Source organism: Idiomarina sp. OXR-189 (assembly GCF_034373425.1).
Classification (GTDB): Bacteria; Pseudomonadota; Gammaproteobacteria; order Enterobacterales; family Alteromonadaceae; genus Idiomarina; species Idiomarina zobellii.
In genome coordinates, this window is the sequence record NZ_CP139706.1 from 2,351,594 (window position 1) to 2,368,754 (window position 17,161).

At 49.1% G+C, this 17,161-nt stretch carries 17 protein-coding genes; 2 read left to right on the forward strand and 15 right to left on the reverse strand.

Annotated elements, in window-relative coordinates:
- Nucleotides 1-30 precede the first annotated feature (30 nt).
- The 4 genes from fre to trxA all read right to left on the reverse strand — a co-directional run bounded on the left by fre (nt 31) and on the right by trxA (nt 4,058).
- Nucleotides 31-732 carry an NAD(P)H-flavin reductase gene (gene fre, locus UM402_RS11540; RefSeq protein ID WP_058578453.1) on the reverse strand — a complete coding sequence of 234 codons (702 nt, stop codon included), beginning with the start codon at nt 730-732 and terminating at the stop codon, nt 31-33.
- Entirely contained in the window at nt 733-2,205 is a 1,473-nt protein-coding gene (gene ubiD / locus UM402_RS11545; protein ID WP_058578454.1) for a 4-hydroxy-3-polyprenylbenzoate decarboxylase, read from the reverse strand. It lies immediately after the preceding gene.
- A gap of 7 nt (nt 2,206-2,212) precedes the next feature.
- Nucleotides 2,213-3,481, reverse strand: coding sequence for a transcription termination factor Rho (rho, locus tag UM402_RS11550; RefSeq protein WP_053953284.1), 1,269 nt, complete (start codon nt 3,479-3,481; stop codon nt 2,213-2,215).
- Between the two features lie 250 nt (nt 3,482-3,731).
- Nucleotides 3,732-4,058, reverse strand: coding sequence for a thioredoxin TrxA (gene trxA, locus UM402_RS11555; protein WP_053953285.1), 327 nt, complete (start codon nt 4,056-4,058; stop codon nt 3,732-3,734).
- Between the two features lie 91 nt (nt 4,059-4,149).
- Here trxA and rhlB point away from each other — a divergent pair, with 91 nt between their 5' ends.
- Nucleotides 4,150-5,421 (forward strand): ATP-dependent RNA helicase RhlB, encoded by a 1,272-nt coding sequence (gene rhlB, locus UM402_RS11560; RefSeq protein WP_058578455.1) that lies wholly within the window; start codon nt 4,150-4,152, stop codon nt 5,419-5,421.
- A 6-nt stretch (nt 5,422-5,427) separates the two neighbouring features.
- Nucleotides 5,428-6,354 carry a Ppx/GppA family phosphatase gene (locus UM402_RS11565; RefSeq protein ID WP_058578456.1) on the forward strand — a complete coding sequence of 309 codons (927 nt, stop codon included), beginning with the start codon at nt 5,428-5,430 and terminating at the stop codon, nt 6,352-6,354.
- Between the two features lie 3 nt (nt 6,355-6,357).
- Here the strand turns inward: UM402_RS11565 and hemB are convergent, their stop codons facing one another.
- The 11 genes from hemB to trmH are packed head-to-tail and all read right to left on the reverse strand — an operon-like array spanning nt 6,358 to nt 17,115.
- The gene (gene hemB, locus UM402_RS11570) at nt 6,358-7,362 is read right to left on the reverse strand and encodes a porphobilinogen synthase (RefSeq protein WP_058578457.1); all 1,005 of its coding nucleotides are present in this window, start codon (nt 7,360-7,362) and stop codon (nt 6,358-6,360) included.
- A gap of 17 nt (nt 7,363-7,379) precedes the next feature.
- Nucleotides 7,380-9,155: a diguanylate cyclase gene (locus tag UM402_RS11575; protein WP_322295315.1), complete on the reverse strand. Its 1,776-nt coding sequence runs from the start codon at nt 9,153-9,155 to the stop codon at nt 7,380-7,382.
- Nucleotides 9,156-9,161: 6 nt separating this feature from the next.
- Nucleotides 9,162-9,941 carry a TatD family hydrolase gene (locus tag UM402_RS11580; protein ID WP_058578459.1) on the reverse strand — a complete coding sequence of 260 codons (780 nt, stop codon included), beginning with the start codon at nt 9,939-9,941 and terminating at the stop codon, nt 9,162-9,164.
- 2 nt (nt 9,942-9,943) lie between these two features.
- Nucleotides 9,944-10,687 carry a twin-arginine translocase subunit TatC gene (tatC, locus tag UM402_RS11585; protein WP_058578460.1) on the reverse strand — a complete coding sequence of 248 codons (744 nt, stop codon included), beginning with the start codon at nt 10,685-10,687 and terminating at the stop codon, nt 9,944-9,946.
- A complete protein-coding gene (tatB, locus tag UM402_RS11590; RefSeq protein ID WP_053953292.1) occupies nt 10,684-11,034 on the reverse strand; it encodes a Sec-independent protein translocase protein TatB in 351 nt (116 codons plus the stop codon). The genes tatC and tatB overlap by 4 nt, the downstream gene beginning before the upstream one ends.
- On the reverse strand, nt 11,035-11,259 hold the full coding sequence (gene tatA / locus UM402_RS11595) for a Sec-independent protein translocase subunit TatA (protein WP_058578461.1): 225 nt from the start codon (nt 11,257-11,259) through the stop codon (nt 11,035-11,037). It abuts the gene before it with no gap.
- A 20-nt stretch (nt 11,260-11,279) separates the two neighbouring features.
- Nucleotides 11,280-12,938: a ubiquinone biosynthesis regulatory protein kinase UbiB gene (gene ubiB, locus UM402_RS11600; protein ID WP_058578462.1), complete on the reverse strand. Its 1,659-nt coding sequence runs from the start codon at nt 12,936-12,938 to the stop codon at nt 11,280-11,282.
- Nucleotides 12,938-13,543: a ubiquinone biosynthesis accessory factor UbiJ gene (locus tag UM402_RS11605; RefSeq protein WP_058578463.1), complete on the reverse strand. Its 606-nt coding sequence runs from the start codon at nt 13,541-13,543 to the stop codon at nt 12,938-12,940. The genes ubiB and UM402_RS11605 overlap by 1 nt, the downstream gene beginning before the upstream one ends.
- On the reverse strand, nt 13,543-14,298 hold the full coding sequence (gene ubiE / locus UM402_RS11610) for a bifunctional demethylmenaquinone methyltransferase/2-methoxy-6-polyprenyl-1,4-benzoquinol methylase UbiE (protein WP_058578464.1): 756 nt from the start codon (nt 14,296-14,298) through the stop codon (nt 13,543-13,545). The genes UM402_RS11605 and ubiE overlap by 1 nt, the downstream gene beginning before the upstream one ends.
- 42 nt (nt 14,299-14,340) lie before the next feature.
- Complete coding sequence (gene recG / locus UM402_RS11615) at nt 14,341-16,422, reverse strand: ATP-dependent DNA helicase RecG (RefSeq protein ID WP_058578465.1); 2,082 nt, start codon at nt 16,420-16,422, stop codon at nt 14,341-14,343.
- A gap of 9 nt (nt 16,423-16,431) precedes the next feature.
- A complete protein-coding gene (trmH, locus tag UM402_RS11620) occupies nt 16,432-17,115 on the reverse strand; it encodes a tRNA (guanosine(18)-2'-O)-methyltransferase TrmH (RefSeq protein WP_058578466.1) in 684 nt (227 codons plus the stop codon).
- Nucleotides 17,116-17,161 lie beyond the last annotated feature (46 nt).

A 17,161-nucleotide genomic window follows, 5' to 3' on the forward strand; every position in this document is an offset into this window, starting at 1 on the left:
AACGCAGCTTGCTGTTTTAACAAATGCTCTTTAAATGAACGACAATGCGTCACCGTAAAGGTTTTCTAACGGCACACCTTGGGCGACAAAATCGTCTCTAATAACACGCACCATTTCGAAGCGACCGGCCATGTAAACTTCGCAGTCTTTCAAATTCTGTTGGCGCGTCATTACCGCCTGATGAACCAGCCCTATGGAATACGGCCAGTCTCCGGCAGCACCTTCAAGCACTGGGTGATAGTCAAAATGCTCATGTTCACTGGCTAAACGCTCAAGTTCATCGTGCAGATACAAATCGGCCTGAGTCTTTGCGCCCCAATATAAGGTTAAAGGGCGCTCCGGCGTTGCTCGTAAATGTTGCTGTAAAATAGAGTAAGCATATGAGAAGCCAGTGCCGCCTGCTATTAAAACGGCCGGCTTATCACTGTCCTGGCGGTAGAACGCGATGCCATCAGGCGCCTCGATCGTTAACTCGCTCTCAGCGCGGATCTTATCCAACACCTCCATAGCGTAGCTATTGTCAGGCGTAGCCCCTACATGAAGTAACCACTCACTATCACTTGACGGGCACGACGCGATGCTAAAAGGTCGCTTATCTCTTTCGCCCATGACAACCATTAAATACTGGCCTGCTTTAAACGCGACTGGCTGCGGCAATTGCAAACGCACTTCCCAAACAGCGTCCGCTAACTGACGCGAAATCTCGACTTTACAGGTCATTTGTTGACTCATTCACGACTCCATAATGTTCAGTTCGTCCCACAGCTGGTCGACACGCTGCTTAACCTCTTCACTCATGACAATAGGCTCGCCCCATTCACGGTCAGTTTCACCGGGCCATTTGTTGGTTGCGTCCATGCCCATTTTCGAACCAAGACCAGAGACTGGTGACGCAAAATCTAAGTAGTCAATTGGTGTGTTCTCAACCAGGGTGGTGTCACGAGCCGGATCCATTCGGGTTGTCATAGCCCAAATCACGTCTTTCCAGTCGCGTGCATTCACATCGTCGTCACACACAATCACAAACTTGGTGTACATAAACTGACGTAAGAAAGACCAGACCCCCATCATCACGCGCTTGGCATGGCCAGAGTACTGCTTCTTCATAGTGACTACGGCTAAACGGTACGAACAGCCTTCCGGTGGCAGATAAAAATCGACAATTTCCGGAAACTGCTTTTGCAATAACGGAATGAAAACTTCGTTCAAAGCCACACCCAATACTGCGGGCTCATCTGGTGGCCGACCGGTATAAGTGCTGTGGTAAATCGGGTCTTTACGATGGGTAACATGAGTCACGGTAAACACCGGAAACTCATCCACTTCATTGTAATAGCCAGTGTGGTCGCCATACGGCCCTTCGGGCGCTGTTTCACCCGGCTCAATGTAACCTTCCAGAATAATTTCTGCATGTGCCGGGACTTGTAAGTCATTGCTTAGGCACTGTGTTACTTCGGTTTTACTGTCGCGCAGCAAACCAGCAAAGGCGTATTCAGAGAGACTATCCGGCACCGGTGTTACTGCACCTAAAATGGTCGCAGGATCAGCACCTAAGGCTACCGAGACAGGGAATTTTTCACCCGGATGTTGCTGACACCACTCCTGAAAGTCCAGCGCGCCGCCACGATGCGACAACCAACGCATAATGAGCTTATTCGGCCCCAAAAGTTGCTGGCGATAAATACCTAAGTTCTGGCGCTCTTTATGTGGCCCCCGGGTCACTGTAAGCCCCCAGGTGACTAGCGGTGCTACATCGCCCGGCCAACAATGCTGAATTGGCAGTTTGGTCAAGTCAACTTCATCGCCACTCATTACTACCTGCTGACATGGCGCCTTTTTAAGCTTTTTCGGCGACATACTAAGCACTTTTTTGTACGTTGGCAGCAAATTCAAAGCATCTCGGAAGCCTTTCGGCGGTTCTGGCTCTTTTAAAAACGCCAGTAATTTGCCGACATCACGCAAAGCTGTCACTGACTCTTGCCCCATACCTAAAGCCACACGCTCTGGCGTACCAAAGAGGTTCGCTAATACCGGCATATCATGGCCTTTCACGTTCTCAAACAATAAAGCCGGGCCCTCTGCTTTCAGTGTACGGTCAGATATTTCGGTAATTTCAAGGTAGGGGTCTATTTCTTGCTGGATGCGTTTAAGTTCACCGCGCTCTTCGAGGAGCGCGATGAAGTCTCGCAGATCTTGATATTTCATACGCCGCTTAGCTGTTGCGTTGACGCTTCATCGATTCGAAGAATTCGTCGTTGGTCTTAGTCATCTGCAAACGGTCAATCAGGAACTCCATGGCTTCAACTTCGCCCATTGGGTTCATAATCTTCCGCAGGATCCACATTTTCTGCAGCTCGTCCTGCGACGTCAGCAATTCTTCACGACGTGTACCTGAACGGTTAAAGTCGATTGCAGGGAAAACACGTTTCTCTGCCAACTTACGGTTCAAATGCAGTTCCATGTTACCGGTACCTTTAAACTCTTCGTAGATAACTTCGTCCATCTTCGAGCCGGTATCGATAAGCGCCGTTGCAATAATGGTTAAGCTGCCGCCTTCTTCGACGTTACGTGCTGCACCAAAGAAACGTTTTGGCTTGTGTAGCGCGTTAGCGTCTACACCACCGGTCAGGACTTTACCTGAGCTTGGAATAACGGTGTTATAAGCGCGCGCCAAACGAGTAATCGAGTCTAATAAGATGACGACATCTTTTTTGTGCTCAACCAAACGCTTCGCTTTTTCGATAACCATTTCAGCAACCTGTACGTGGCGGCTGGCAGGCTCATCGAAGGTTGAAGCAACCACTTCACCCTGCACCAAACGGTGCATTTCCGTTACTTCTTCCGGACGCTCATCGATAAGCAGTACAATAAGCTCTGCTTCAGGATGATTCGCCGCAATAGACGTCGCAACGTTCTGCAGTAATAGCGTCTTACCCGCTTTCGGCGGTGCAACGATAAGACCACGCTGGCCTTTACCAATAGGTGCCGACAAGTCGAGAACACGCGCCGTAATATCTTCAGTACTGCCATTGCCGCGCTCTAAACGAAAACGTTCGTCTGCATGCAGTGGTGTCAGGTTTTCAAAAAGAATTTTATTACGAGAGTTTTCAGGCTTGTCGAAGTTAACTTCGCGAATTTTCAGAAGAGCAAAATAACGTTCGCTGTCTTTCGGCGGTCGAATTTTGCCGCCAATAGTGTCGCCAGTGCGTAAGTTAAAGCGACGAATTTGGCTAGGCGATACATAAATGTCATCGGGACCGGCCAAATATGACGAGTCGGCTGATCGCAAGAAGCCGAAGCCGTCCTGCAAAATTTCCAACACACCGCCGCCGTATATGTCTTCACCGCTTTTTGCGTGCGCCTTTAAAATAGCAAAAATGATGTCCTGCTTGCGCAGACGGGCCATATTCTCAAGGCCCATTGAGTCCGCGAGCTCAACAAGCTCGTTTACGGGTTTATCTTTAAGTTCAGTTAGATTCATAGGAGGGTTTTCGAGTTATCGATTGAACACAAAGCCTTTTTATTGACTCTAGAATATTAAAACAATTGGAACGTTCGGATTTCGCGAGTTGCGAAGTCAGAAACAGAAGTTTCTCTTACTTAACAAGGCGCGCCGGTGGAGTTGGCAAGCCTGCTTGAATAGTTAATAAACAGAAAGGTATCACCAAAATTAGAGTTCGTCCAGTTTTGCTAACAAAAACGGCGCATAATGCGCCGCTTTTTGATACCGATTAAATGTGTTGGTCAAGAAATTCAACCAGTTGCGCTCGAGATAGCGCGCCAACTTTGGTTGCCACCACATCGCCGTCTTTGAATAACAGCAGCGTAGGAATACCGCGGATATTAAATTTCGGCGGGGTTTGTTCGTTATGGTCCACATTCAGCTTACCAATAACCAACTTACCGGCGTACTCTTCGGCAATGTCGTCCAGAATTGGCGCGACCATTTTACAAGGCCCACACCACTCGGCCCAAAAGTCGACCAGTACAGGTTTATCGGATTTGATGACATCTTCGTCAAAACTGTCATCGCTTAGCTGAACAATTGCGTCACTCATGGTACTCTCCGCTAAATTCTTTCGCGTGGAAATATAGAATAGTATTATTTCTGTTTTTGAATACAAGCGCAAACTGATATGCTTATAACTTATGAATAAAACACATCTTTCAGAAACTCGTTTCGCTGATTTGGCGCTTCATCCCAAATTACAGCAAGCGCTATCCAATGCCGGATTCGAATATTGTACTCCAATCCAGGCCTTAAGTCTGCCTGTTGCGTTATCTGAGCGCGACGTTGCTGGTCAGGCTCAAACCGGAACAGGGAAAACCTTGTCATTTCTTCTGGCGACTTTCAACCGCTTAATGCAGAACGCGTCGTCCGAAAAAACCGATTCAGGCCCTCGTGCCCTTATTATGGCCCCAACCCGTGAGCTTGCCATTCAGATTGCCCATGACGCAGAGCCTTTGCTGGAAAGCTGCGGCTTGAAGATGGGTGTCATATACGGTGGCGAAGGTTACGACTCTCAAAAAGAGCAGTTAAGTAATAGTCCGGACATTCTGGTCGGCACCACAGGTCGCCTTATCGACTTTTACAAGCAAGGCTTGTTCTCATTGAACGACATTGAGGTAGTGGTACTGGACGAAGCCGACCGTATGTTTGACTTAGGCTTCATTGACGATATTCGCTATTTGCTGCGCAAAATGCCAGAGCCTGCGAAGCGTCTTAATCTATTGTTCTCGGCAACCCTGTCTTATCGAGTTCAAGAGTTGGCATACGAGCACATGAACGCGCCAACTAAGCTGGAAGTCGAACCGGCACAGAAAACCGCAGTACGTGTCACCGAAGAATTATTTTATCCGTCTAAGCCGGACAAATTCCCGCTATTGCTAACCCTTATTGAAGAAGACTGGCCGGAAAAAGCCATTGTGTTCGCTAATACCAAGCACGGTTGTGAAAAAGTTCACGGCTGGTTGGTCGCAAATGATCACAGAGCCGGACTTTTAACCGGCGACGTACCGCAGAAAAAGCGGCTGAAAATTCTTGATGACTTTGCCGAAGGCCGTATCGACTTTCTGGTCGCGACCGATGTCGCTGCACGTGGACTGCATATTCCGGAAGTGACTCACGTCTACAACTTCGATTTGCCGGACGACTGCGAAGACTACGTACATCGTATTGGTCGTACTGGCCGCGCAGGCGCCAGTGGTGCTGCAATCAGCCTGGCCTGTGAAGAGTATGTTTATAACCTTCCGGCTATTGAGGAATATATTGGTCACAGCATTCCGGTCACCAAATACGATGCAGATGCTATGCTAAGTGACTTAAGACGTCCTCGCCCACCACAACGACGCCGCCGCCATAACTCTGGTGGCAATAAAGGCAAACCACGTGGTCGACGCTCTGGTCCTCCAAGGTCATAAACGCCAATGGCGCTGAAAAAGAAAAAACTGGCTGCCATCGACATGGGCTCAAACAGCTTTCATTTGTTGATGGCAGAAGTTTCAATGACCGGTTTTTTCCCAAAGCCCCGAGTGCTTACACGCCACAAACAGAAAGTCAGGCTGGCCGACGGGCTTAACGCAGCAAATACCATTGATGACGACGCAGCAAAACGGGCATGCCAATGCCTGTTAGGTTTTGCCGCAGAGCTCGAACAATTTCAGCCTGATGCAGTGACTGTTGTCGCCACCGCCGCACTGCGTAAAGCCAGTAATCAGGCCCAGCTGCTAGAGCAATTTGAAAACGCTTTAGGACATCCTATTCAGGTCATTACCGGCGAGCAGGAAGCTGAATTAATTTATTCAGGTGTGTGTAGTGTGTCTCAGTGCACCGACGATGTGCTGGTCATCGATATCGGAGGTGCCAGTACCGAAGTCATTGCAGGGCACGGTTTAAGCCCGAAATACTTGCAAAGCCTGGATATGGGCTGTGTGGTTTTTCAGAATCGCTATTTTAGCGGTGGCATACTCAATGACAGCTCTTTTGAACAAGCAAAAAGTGATGCAGCCTCCCTCATTGAGCCTTTTCTCAACGACTACCATCAGCACAGCTGGAAGCGCGTACTGGGTGCATCCGGTACCTTCAGAGCCGTCAGTGAAATAGCCCACGCCGAAGGTCAAACACAATTAACGCGTGAGTGGCTGACCGAATTGATGAAACGCTGCGCCGAAAAAGGAGCCGTGGAGGCACTCGATTTTCCTGGCTTAAGAGAGGACAGAAAAGCGGTGCTTGCCGGTGGCTTAGCCATTCTTGCGGGCATTACTGAAGCACTTAATATAGAAGAGTTTGAGGTGACTTATGGCGCACTGCGCGAGGGGTTACTCGCACAGCTTGCCAATGAAGTAACGGCGTAACGATTATTCAGACTTCGCCCACTTTTCAGCAATGGATTTAGCAAAGTACGTCAAAATGCCATTAGCACCCGCACGCTTAAATGCCAATAAACTCTCTTCAATAACATCGTCGCCCAGCCAACCGTTAGCGATGGCAGCCTGTAACATGGCATATTCACCGCTCACTTGATACGCAAAGGTCGGCACGCCGAACTCGTCTTTTACCCGACGCACGATATCTAAGTAGGGCATTCCCGGCTTCACCATCACCATGTCAGCCCCTTCCTGAATATCCAACGCAATTTCATGCAGCGCTTCATCGGAATTTGCCGGATCCATTTGGTAGGTCTTTTTATCGCCGCCCTTCAAATTACCCGCAGAGCCAACTGCGTCTCTGAAAGGTCCGTAAAATGCACTGGCGTATTTAGCAGAGTACGCCATTATCTGAGTATTATGGAAACCTTCAGCTTCCATTGCATCACGGATAGCACCAATACGCCCGTCCATCATGTCTGACGGCGCTACAACGTCAGCACCGGCCTTAGCATGAGAGAGCGCCTGTTTAACCAGGACTTCAGTAGTAATGTCGTTTTGGACGTAACCGCTGTCGTCAATAATGCCGTCCTGTCCATGAGTCGTGAACGGATCCAGAGCGACGTCAGTCATCACACCCAGCTCAGGGCACTCTGCTTTTATTGCTTTCACCGCCCGCTGCGCCAAACCATTATCATCATAGGCCGCTTCTGCCATCTCGGACTTTGCCGAAGCCGGGGTTACCGGAAATAGCGCTACCATTGGAATACCAAGCTCGACCAAGCGCTGACATTCAGCGACAAGTAAGTCGATACTCAGACGCTCAACGCCGGGCATAGAATCAACCGTTTCGCGTTCATTCTGCCCTTCCAACACAAACACAGGGTAAATTAAATCGTTCACAGACAGCTGGTTTTCCGCAACCAGTCTGCGGCTGAAATCTGAACGTCTTAAACGTCTTAAACGGCGTTTTGGGAATACCCCTTCATTAGTCATTGCTTACTCCTGCTTTACTACTCAGCCACCTGATCACGACCTTGATTCTTAGCGGTATACAAGGCCTCATCTGCGGCTTTGAAAAGCTCATCCACGTTATCAAAAATACGATTGCTAGTTGAAATAACACCGGCACTGATGGTGATACGCTGTTCTCCGACATCAGTTTCAAAGCGCTGCTCCCTAACCATACTTAGCAGTTGCTCAGCAAAGATCCGCGCATCATCAAGGTCTGTTTCCGGCAGAATAATAGCAAACTCTTCGCCACCATATCGACAAACGACATCAGCGGCTCGCTTAGCGTGCTGATTCATCAAGCCCGCTAACTGTTTTAAAACCTGATCGCCAACCAAGTGCCCATGGGTATCGTTAATGGGTTTAAAGTGATCAACATCTATCATCAGCAATGCCAGCGGAAGCTCTCTGCGCATTGTACGGCGTAGCTCCCGTTCTAAGTGTTGCTGGAAGTAGCGACGGTTATAAAGACCCGTGAGCGGGTCTTCCATGTTTTTCTGTTCAAGCTCACTATTGACGTCCTGCAACTCACGCAACGCAATTTGTAGCTCAAAGGTACGTTCTTCAACGTTTTCTTCAAGCTCTTGGTTGTATTTTTGCTGTGCCGCCAGGCGCTCCTTGCGCTGTTCGTTATAGCGCACTGCCAGTACCCAGGACAGAAGTAAAATCTCAATACCCGAGCCAAGCATGATGGCATGGCGCTGAATGAACATACTGTCGATAACGCCTAAATAACCGAGCGAGTTAGCGACAACCGATAGCAATAGACTGCACCAGGCCAATGTGAATATGCGCGCATAAAGAAAACCTTTACGCCATAAGTAAGCGCCCACTAACAGCAAGAAAAAGCAGCCCGGAGCCGCTAATATCAGCAGTACATGAATACTAATACGGTAACTGGCAAATATCCCCACCACTAAACTGGCGGCGGACAAAAATGCCATAACCATCAACCCACGTCCCAGTGTATTTCGGTATCGCTTCAACTCTAATAACTGATACGCAAATAAGGCGGCGGTTAAAAATGTCAGGCTACCGAATATGGGTATGCCCTTATCCTGGAGGTAAATAGACTCCGGCCAGAGATAATGAAAGCCCAGCCCCTCGAGAGATAGCATCATACCGGCGAAAAACACGGTATATAACGAGTACAGACCAAACTCCGGTTCACGCGACGCGACAAACCCGAACAGGTTAAAAACCGCCATACACAGCAGAACGCCAAAGTAGATACCCTCGGCAATACGCCGATTCATTTGAGTTTCAAAGAAGCCAATGTTGGATCGCACAGCTATTGGCAAGCGCATTGAGCTTTGGCTCGACGCACTCAGATACACAGTGCCGCTGGTTCCTTTGGGAAGGGGAACAGCAAATTCAGACGTGGGAATTGGGCGTTCATGAAACGGCTTAGTATCGCCGAGCTTGTAAGTTTTTATACCTGCGTCGGTTTGTATATAAATATTTAGCTCATCGAGCAGCGGGTAAGCAATGTGCAGCACTCGATCAATATTTGAGTCTTTTAACTGAAACCGGAACCAGTATTCATCAGTGGTATAACCAAAAGAAGCTCTATCTGTTTTTAATTCTGACCAGAGGTCGCCGTCGAGCAGCTTAACCTCGTCCAATGACAGCTTTTGCTCACTGTTTGTGTACTCGATATCTAAAGATGTCTCTGCTTTGGTCAGCAATTGGGCATGCGACGAAAACGCGACAGCCATACCGATGGCTAACAGCATCATCAGCAAAAAGTGTTTTGTCAGTCGTCGTGTTAAGCGCAATGCACGTTACCCTAAGTTAAATAACCGCTCGGCGTTATTCGTTGTTTGGCTCGCCAGAGCTTCTGCGGACATTCCCAATGCTTCGGCTACCGCTGCACCAATAACCGGTACATACTTCGGCTCATTCATTTTCGGACGAGGCTTAATACCTCTGGGCAGCAAAAATGGCGCATCTGTTTCCAGCACTAACCTGTCGAGCGGCATGCTCGGTAAAGCAGCCATTAACTCGCTGTTACGACGTTCATCGCAAACCCAGCCTGTTACACCAAACCAATGGCCTCTTGCCATATACCGCTCTAACTCGGCAGGACCACCTGTAAAACAATGCGTTAAACAAGTTGTCTCATCATCGCAGTAGCGGTTCAACAATTCAATTTGTTTATCAATGGCGTCACGCTCGTGGAGGTACAACGGTAAGTTAAGCTCATTCGCTAACTTTATTTGCGCGACGAACACTTCTTCCTGAATATCTTTAGGCGAATAATTTCGGTTAAAGTCGAGCCCACACTCACCAATGGCAACAACAGCTTTGTGCTCAGCAAGTGCTCTCAACTCATCAGCGAAATTCTCGGGTGCTTCCCCGGCGTCATGGGGGTGAATGCCAGCAGTCATCACTAACTGTTGTGGGTATTGCTCACAAAGTTTTATCGCTTCTCGCGTTTCTTCGAGCGAGGTCGCTATAATCAATTGCCTAGTCACACCGGCTTTTTCCGCAGCCTCCATCACTTCAGGCAACGCCTTCAATAACCGTTTGTTGGTTAAATTCACTCCAGCATCAAACCACATCGTTAAGCCTCATCAGCCTGTTCTTTGTCATTCGACTTTGCGGGTGTGTACCAGCGACTTATTTGCAAACCCAGCTCAAACAGCAGCCACATGGGAATAGCCAGTAAAGTTTGCGAAATAACGTCCGGAGGCGTTAACAACATGCCGACAGTAAACGCCCCGACAATAATGTAAGGCCGTTTGCGCGCCAAAGATTCGCGAGTACTGACACCACTCCATATCAACAACATAATGGCGACAGGTGTTTCAAAAGCAATGCCAAAAGCCATAAATATGGCCAACACAAAATCGAGATAACGGCTTATATCCGTTGCAACCGTAACGCCTTCGGGAGCCGCACCGGTAAAGAACGCCATAGCAATGGGTAAAACAACAAAATACGCAAAGGCTACACCAGCGTAAAATAACAAAGTGCTGCTAATAAGTAGCGGCACTACTAAACGTTTTTCTTTGCGATAAAGCCCCGGCGCAATAAACGCCCAGAGCTGCCAAAGTAAATAGGGAATGGCGAGTGCCAGTGCGACAACAAAGGTAAGCTTAAAAGGCGTGAAAAACGGCGCTGCAACGTCAGTTGCTATCATTTGCGAGTCGCTGGGCAGCGCCACTAACAACGGCTGAGCCAACAAGTTATAAAGGTCGTTCGCAAAATACGCCAGTGCCGCAAAGACAACCAGTACAGCTAACACCGACCGCAACAGCCGGTTGCGCAATTCCAGCAAGTGATTCAGTAACGGTGAGTCACTCATTCAGTATCCTTGCTTTTATCTGACGTGTTCGATGAATTAGAGTCGTCCGATTTTTTAGAATAGGGACGCTGAACGTCGGCGGCGGCATTTCTCAGCTCAACGAGCGAGCGTTGCAACTCGGGGCTAAGGTTTTCGAGATCCTGACTTTCGGCCTGCTTTAAGTGCTCATGCAACTCTTTAATACGAAGCTCGTGGTCAAGTTCACTTTGGACTTTTTGCGTGTATTGGCGCACGCCACTGAGCATACGCTGGAAACCACGAATGGCAGAGGGAAGCCGCTCGGGACCTAGCACCAGCAGCCCGACAATTGCTATCAGCAATAACTCCCAAAAGCCAATATCGAACATTTACGACTTTCCGGATGTGTCCGAGTCGTCATGTTGCTCTTTGTCCTGCAGCGACTCTTTTTTCTTATCTTTGCTGTCCTTGTCATCAGCTTCGTCGTTCATTGACTTTTTGAAGCCTTTTACGGCATTACCCAAGTCTGAGCCCATATTGCGCAAGCGCTTGGTGCCAAACAATAAAACAACAATAACGAGCAGAATCAGTAACTGCCAAGGTGATATACCCATGTGCTTTCCTATAATCGTTTTTAGTTAAATTCGCCGTTCGATGCTTTCGGCCGGCTTCGCCAGGCTATAACAGCTAACAATACCGTAATTATACCAGAGCCGATGGTTGGCGCCGACAATTCTGAGTCGGTCCATAATAGCGTGGTACAAATGAGTCCGCTGGCACTTAACAAGGTCCAGAAGGTTGACGTTGAGGCCTGTCGTTGCGCGCGGAGCTGCGCTTCCCACCGACGGTCATTCTGCTTAGGTTGCGTTTGATACTGGCGCAGGCTGTCGTAAATCATGTTCGGTATTTCTGGCATTTTCTCCGCCCAGTAAGGCGCATTTTCTTTTACCGAACGCACCACCGCACGCCAGCCGAGTTGCTCATTCATCCAGCGCTCAAGAAACGGCTTCGCTGTTTTCCACAAGTCGAGTTCAGGATAAAGCTGACGCCCCAGGCCTTCAATGTAAAGCAACGTCTTTTGCAACAGCACTAACTGCGGCTGCACTTCCATTTCAAACCGGCGGGCGGTATTAAATAAATTAATAAGCACATGCCCGAATGAAATTTCCGCCAATGGCTTTTCAAAGATAGGTTCACAAACCGTGCGAATAGCCGATTCGAACTCTTCGATATTGGTGTGGCGGGGTACCCAGCCGGAGTCAACATGCAGCTCGGCAACCTTGCGATAGTCGCGGTTAAAAAAGGCCAAAAAGTTTTCAGCCAAATAGCGCTTGTCGTCCCGATTCAACGTGCCAACAATACCGAAATCGATGCCAATATAGCGTGGGTGCAGCGGATCGTCTTTGGCCACAAAGATATTGCCCGGATGCATGTCGGCGTGAAAGAAGCTGTCGCGGAACACTTGTGTGAAGAACACTTCAACACCGCGCTCGGCCAGCTTTTTCATATCGACACCACGGGCTCGCAAAGTATCAACATCGCTCACCGGTATGCCGTCAATACGCTCCATCACCATCACGTTATGGCGGCTGTAGTCACTGTAAACTACCGGGATATATAGCATGTCAGAGTTTTCAAAATTGCGCTTAAGCTGAATCGCATTGCCGGCTTCACGCAATAGGTCCAGCTCGTCCAGCAATGTCTTACGGTATTCTTTAACCACTTCTTTGGGCTTTAGACGACGCCCGTCGGGCAGGTGTTTCGCCGCCACAGAAGCCAGTGTTTCCATCAGCTCAAGATCGGCATTAATGGTTTCTCGAATGTCTGGCCTAATAACTTTAATGACGACATCAACAACCTCGTCGGCTTGTTGCAGCTTCGCAGTATGAACTTGCGCAATAGACGCTGAAGCCAATGGCGTCGTATCAAAGTCGATAAAACAGTCATCAATGCTATTAATGTTTAATGACTTCTCTATAATTTTCTGTGCGGCTTCGCCGTCGAATGGCGGTACCTTGTCCTGCAGGCGCGCCAGCTCAATAGCAATATCCGGCGGCAGTAAGTCTCGGCGTGTCGAGAGCATTTGACCAAATTTAACCCAAACAGGCCCCAGCTGCTCCAACGCCAACCTTAAGCGAACGCCAGCCGGCTTGTCTTTGTGCTTATTGGGCATCCAAAATAGCGCATGACGACCCAGGCGTATCGTCCAGGGCAACCAACGAGCCGGAATTAAATCATCCAGCCCGTAAGTCAGTAAGGTTTTGGTGATTTTGTAAAAACGCCGAGTCCGCATTAGCTCTTCCTTTCCCCGAACTGCCTTTGCAGGCGCTCTACTTTTGCACGCAACTGCTGCATATTGTCTTTGAATTCATTAAATTCTTCGCGTGTCGGAAGCAATTGTTTCTCGTCCGTGACAATGCCTTTAAACCAACGCTTACTTTCTTCCAGTCGCTTTTCGACGTGGCTTCGGCTTTTGCCCCACAGAGTCATTAACCAATGCGCTGGAGCATCCCCCAGAGTATTTGCCAACTCGCCTTCCCAGTCAACATCCAGCGACTTAAACAAGCCCACCAGTTGTTGTGCCAACATAGGATCGCCATCAATATCGAGCTGATCAGCCTTAATCAAACGCGTTAAATTGGCGGTATCCTGCAGTTCCGGCAAAACGCCAAGCTCAGTGCTAATACAGCAGTCCACGTCATCGGAATCGGCTGTGCTAATGTAAATGCCTGCGTCATCAACACTGACAGTGGTCGTAAAAGGCAATTCTTTGAGTTTCAGACGAATACGCTTGCCCGCCAAGCGACGCAACCTTTCAGGGCTTTGTGCGTCTTTCTTTAGCAGTGAGTTTGCTAACTTCTCAAACAGAACCGTTGGCAATAGCGGCAATAACGTCATTAGAACTTATATCCTCTATGCAGAGCGACAACGCCGCCTGTCATATTTTGATAGTCGACTTTTTCGTAACCGGCGGTTTCCATCATTGACTTCAATGTTTCCTGATCGGGGTGCATACGAATCGATTCGGCCAGGTACTGATAGCTATCGGCGTCATTAGCAACGACTTGCCCCATTTTGGGCAATATATTAAACGAATAAAAGTCATACGCCTGGTTTAAGGTTGCAGATACGGGTTTCGAAAATTCAAGAATTAACAATCGTCCGCCAGGCTTTAATACACGCAGCATCGAGCGCAGCGCTTTGTCTTTATCAGTCACATTACGCAGACCAAAGGCAATAGTAATAATGTCAAAAGAATTGTCGTCAAACGGTAGTTCTTCAGCGTCAGCCTGCACATAGCGCACATTACCAACAACACCGCGGTCGCGCAGCTTGTCGCGGCCGACTTTTAGCATAGCATCGTTAATATCGGCTAAAACCACTTCGCCTTCCGGGCCGACCCGACGTGAAAATTGCGCAGTTAAGTCGCCCGTACCACCCGCAATATCGAGTACTTTCATGCCTTTACGAACACCACTGCAATCTATCGTGTAGCGTTTCCATAACCGATGAATGCCAAACGACATTAAATCGTTCATGACATCGTATTTAGCCGCAACCGACTGAAACACGTTTGCGACCAGGTTTTTCTTTTCACTTCTGGCCACTTTTTGGTAGCCAAAATCTATCGAATCGTCTTTTCTATCGTTCATTCAAACTGTCCCGAACTCAATTTCCTGTAGTGTACTTGATGTTCACACTTGAGCATAGTGATCACGCCTTGGTAACCATCGTTCAATAAGTGCCTGTGCGCTTTGCGGGTACTCTCTTAATAAAGTTTCTGCAATACGCTGGGCTTCCGGAATAAGCGGTTCGTCACGTTCTAAATCCGCCACTTTTAAGGCTGCCAAACCGGTTTGCCGGTGACCGAGCAGCTCACCCGGCCCACGAATTTCTAAATCGCGCTGGGCAATCACAAAGCCGTCGTTACTTTCACGCAAAACACCAAGCCTTTGCTGAGCCGTTTGCGACAACGGACTGTGATAAAGCAACACACAGTGACTGGCAACCGACCCTCGCCCAACTCGCCCACGCAATTGGTGCAATTGCGCCAACCCCAGACGCTCCGGGTTTTCAATGATCATAAGCGAGGCGTTTGGCACATCAACACCCACTTCAATAACCGTTGTCGCCACCAAAAGATCAACGTCGCCTGCTTTAAACGCCTGCATGACTTGCTCTTTTTGTTCATGCTTGAGGCGACCATGCACTAATCCGATATTTAACCCCGGCAGTTGCTCCTGAAGCTCGTTGGCGGTGTCTTCCGCTGCCTGACACTCCAGCACGTCTGATTCTTCAATGAGTGTACACACCCAATACGCCTGCCGACCTTCGCTCTGACACACGTCTCGCACTCGCTCAACAACGTCCTGCCGGCGCGTGTCTGGCACCGCCACGGTTGTTACTGGGGTTCGCCCCGGCGGCAGTTCGTCAATGATGGACGTGGCCAAATCGGCATAGGCTGTCATGGCCAGGGTTCTTGGTATTGGCGTTGCCGTCATAATTAATTGATGCGGATGCACACCCGCTTGCACGCCTTTCTCCCGTAATTGTAACCGTTGATGCACCCCAAAACGATGCTGCTCGTCAATAATCACCAACGCCAGGTTTTTATATTCCACGTCGTTTTGGAACAGCGCATGCGTGCCCACCAACAAGTGAATATTGCCGACTTTTAATTGCTCAAGTAGCTCGTTGCGGCGTTTACCTTTCGACTTACCACTTAACCATGCAACATTGACACCCAGCGGGCTTAACCACTGCTCGAACGTAATCGCATGCTGCTCTGAAAGCAGCTCCGTCGGTGCCATCAACGCCACTTGGTAGCCGGCTTCAATAGCGGCTAATGCGCTCAGCGCCGCAACCAGTGTTTTACCTGAGCCGACATCGCCTTGCACAAGCCGCATCATGGGGGCTCCCTGTGCCATATCACCAGTAATTTCACCCACGACACGCTGCTGTGCATTAGTCGGAGAAAACGGAAGCTGGCTTAAAAAGGGCTGAGTTAAACGCCCGGTTCCGGTGACTTTAAATCCGGCTTGCTGCTGTTTCGAGTGGCGCAGTTGCAGCATACTTAACTGATGAGCAATAAGCTCTTCCATCGCCAGACGCTGCTGAGCAGGGTGTTCACCTTGTTCAAGCGCTTGCAGAGACACATCTGTCGCGGGCTTGTGGAGCGTTAAAATCGCTTGCTCCAAGGACAAATGATGCGGTTGTAACGTATTGGGAAGTAGTTCGGGTAAGGCGCCCGGTGTTAAGTAACTAAGTGCTTGTTCGATGACCTTTCTTAGCAGTCCTTGAGTGACCCCCTCAGTCATGGGGTATACCGGTGTCAGCGTATCTTCGGTGGGCATAGCCTCGCCCACCCGCATCACCCTGTATTCCGGGTGAATCATTTCCCAGCCGGTCATGCCCCGGCGCACTTCACCAAATGCCAGAATTTTTGTGCCGGCTGCAAATTGCTTTAACTGAGCGGCACTGAATTGAAAGAACCGCAACGTAATACTGCCGGTGTCATCAGACGCCTGGCATATCAACATACGGCGGCGACCATATTTAATATCGGCATGCCTTACAGTGACCAGCACATTCGTCGACAGCCCCTGCCGCAATTGAGCGACTGATTCAATGCGGGTGCGATCTTCGTAACGAAGCGGCAGGTGCAATAAAGCGTCACTGACAGACTCAAGCCCGAGTTTTTTCAGCTTAACCGCTACTTTGTCTCCAACGCCTTTTAGCACCGTTAATGGAATTCGGTGCAGCCCGTTTTCCGGCACAATGCCCCCTTACCGTTTTTCCCGCATAGCTTGCCACCAACTGTCGTTCGCAATAATTTGCCCACCATCGTCAAGTTCGGGGTAGTCAATACCTTTGCGCTTACACGCCTTCGCATAAATAGGGTGCCCGCCTTCAAAAAGCACCCGGTGACGCTCTTGAGCACTAATTTGAGGCGACTGATACATACCGGCTAGTTCACGCTGGCGTTGTGCTTCATAAAACATCACCGCACCCGCTACTGACACATTCAGCGACTGCACCATACCGACCATGGGTATCATCACATGATGGTCAGCTTGCGCCAACGCCTGCTCAGTCACGCCGTACTTCTCCTGCCCCAGCAAAATAGCTGTCGGCTTGGTGTAATCAATGTCCCTGAAGTCAACCGAGTGCTCTGATAAATGCGTAACCACAACTTGCATACCCTGCTCGCGGACTGTGCTAATAGCATCATCCATCGACTTATGATTATGAATTTTCACCCAGTTCTGACTGCCAAGCGCTGTGCCACCTGACAATCGCGCCTTTTTAGTCAGCCATACAGCATGTATTTCATGCACACCGACCGCATCGGCAGAGCGTACTACCGCCGACAAATTATGGTTCTTATGAACGTTCTCCATAATGACCGTTAAGTCAGGCTGGCGTTTATCGAGCATTTGGTTAATTCTTAAATAGCGTTCAGGACTCATTGCATTTTTTCGAAAAAAGAACTAATTATTAGCAGTATACCTGAGT

Bases quoted from the DNA above. Each gene is read 5' to 3' on its own strand.
- fre (WP_058578453.1), bottom strand. From the start codon at position 732: ATGAGTCAACAAATGACCTGTAAAGTCGAGATTTCGCGTCAGTTAGCG.
- ubiD (WP_058578454.1), bottom strand. From the start codon at position 2,205: ATGAAATATCAAGATCTGCGAGACTTCATCGCGCTCCTCGAAGAGCGC.
- rho (WP_053953284.1), bottom strand. From the start codon at position 3,481: ATGAATCTAACTGAACTTAAAGATAAACCCGTAAACGAGCTTGTTGAG.
- trxA (WP_053953285.1), bottom strand. From the start codon at position 4,058: ATGAGTGACGCAATTGTTCAGCTAAGCGATGACAGTTTTGACGAAGAT.
- rhlB (WP_058578455.1), top strand. From the start codon at position 4,150: ATGAATAAAACACATCTTTCAGAAACTCGTTTCGCTGATTTGGCGCTT.
- UM402_RS11565 (WP_058578456.1), top strand. From the start codon at position 5,428: ATGGCGCTGAAAAAGAAAAAACTGGCTGCCATCGACATGGGCTCAAAC.
- hemB (WP_058578457.1), bottom strand. From the start codon at position 7,362: ATGACTAATGAAGGGGTATTCCCAAAACGCCGTTTAAGACGTTTAAGA.
- UM402_RS11580 (WP_058578459.1), bottom strand. From the start codon at position 9,941: ATGTGGTTTGATGCTGGAGTGAATTTAACCAACAAACGGTTATTGAAG.
- tatC (WP_058578460.1), bottom strand. From the start codon at position 10,687: ATGAGTGACTCACCGTTACTGAATCACTTGCTGGAATTGCGCAACCGG.
- tatB (WP_053953292.1), bottom strand. From the start codon at position 11,034: ATGTTCGATATTGGCTTTTGGGAGTTATTGCTGATAGCAATTGTCGGG.
- tatA (WP_058578461.1), bottom strand. From the start codon at position 11,259: ATGGGTATATCACCTTGGCAGTTACTGATTCTGCTCGTTATTGTTGTT.
- ubiB (WP_058578462.1), bottom strand. From the start codon at position 12,938: ATGCGGACTCGGCGTTTTTACAAAATCACCAAAACCTTACTGACTTAC.
- UM402_RS11605 (WP_058578463.1), bottom strand. From the start codon at position 13,543: ATGACGTTATTGCCGCTATTGCCAACGGTTCTGTTTGAGAAGTTAGCA.
- ubiE (WP_058578464.1), bottom strand. From the start codon at position 14,298: ATGAACGATAGAAAAGACGATTCGATAGATTTTGGCTACCAAAAAGTG.
- trmH (WP_058578466.1), bottom strand. From the start codon at position 17,115: ATGAGTCCTGAACGCTATTTAAGAATTAACCAAATGCTCGATAAACGC.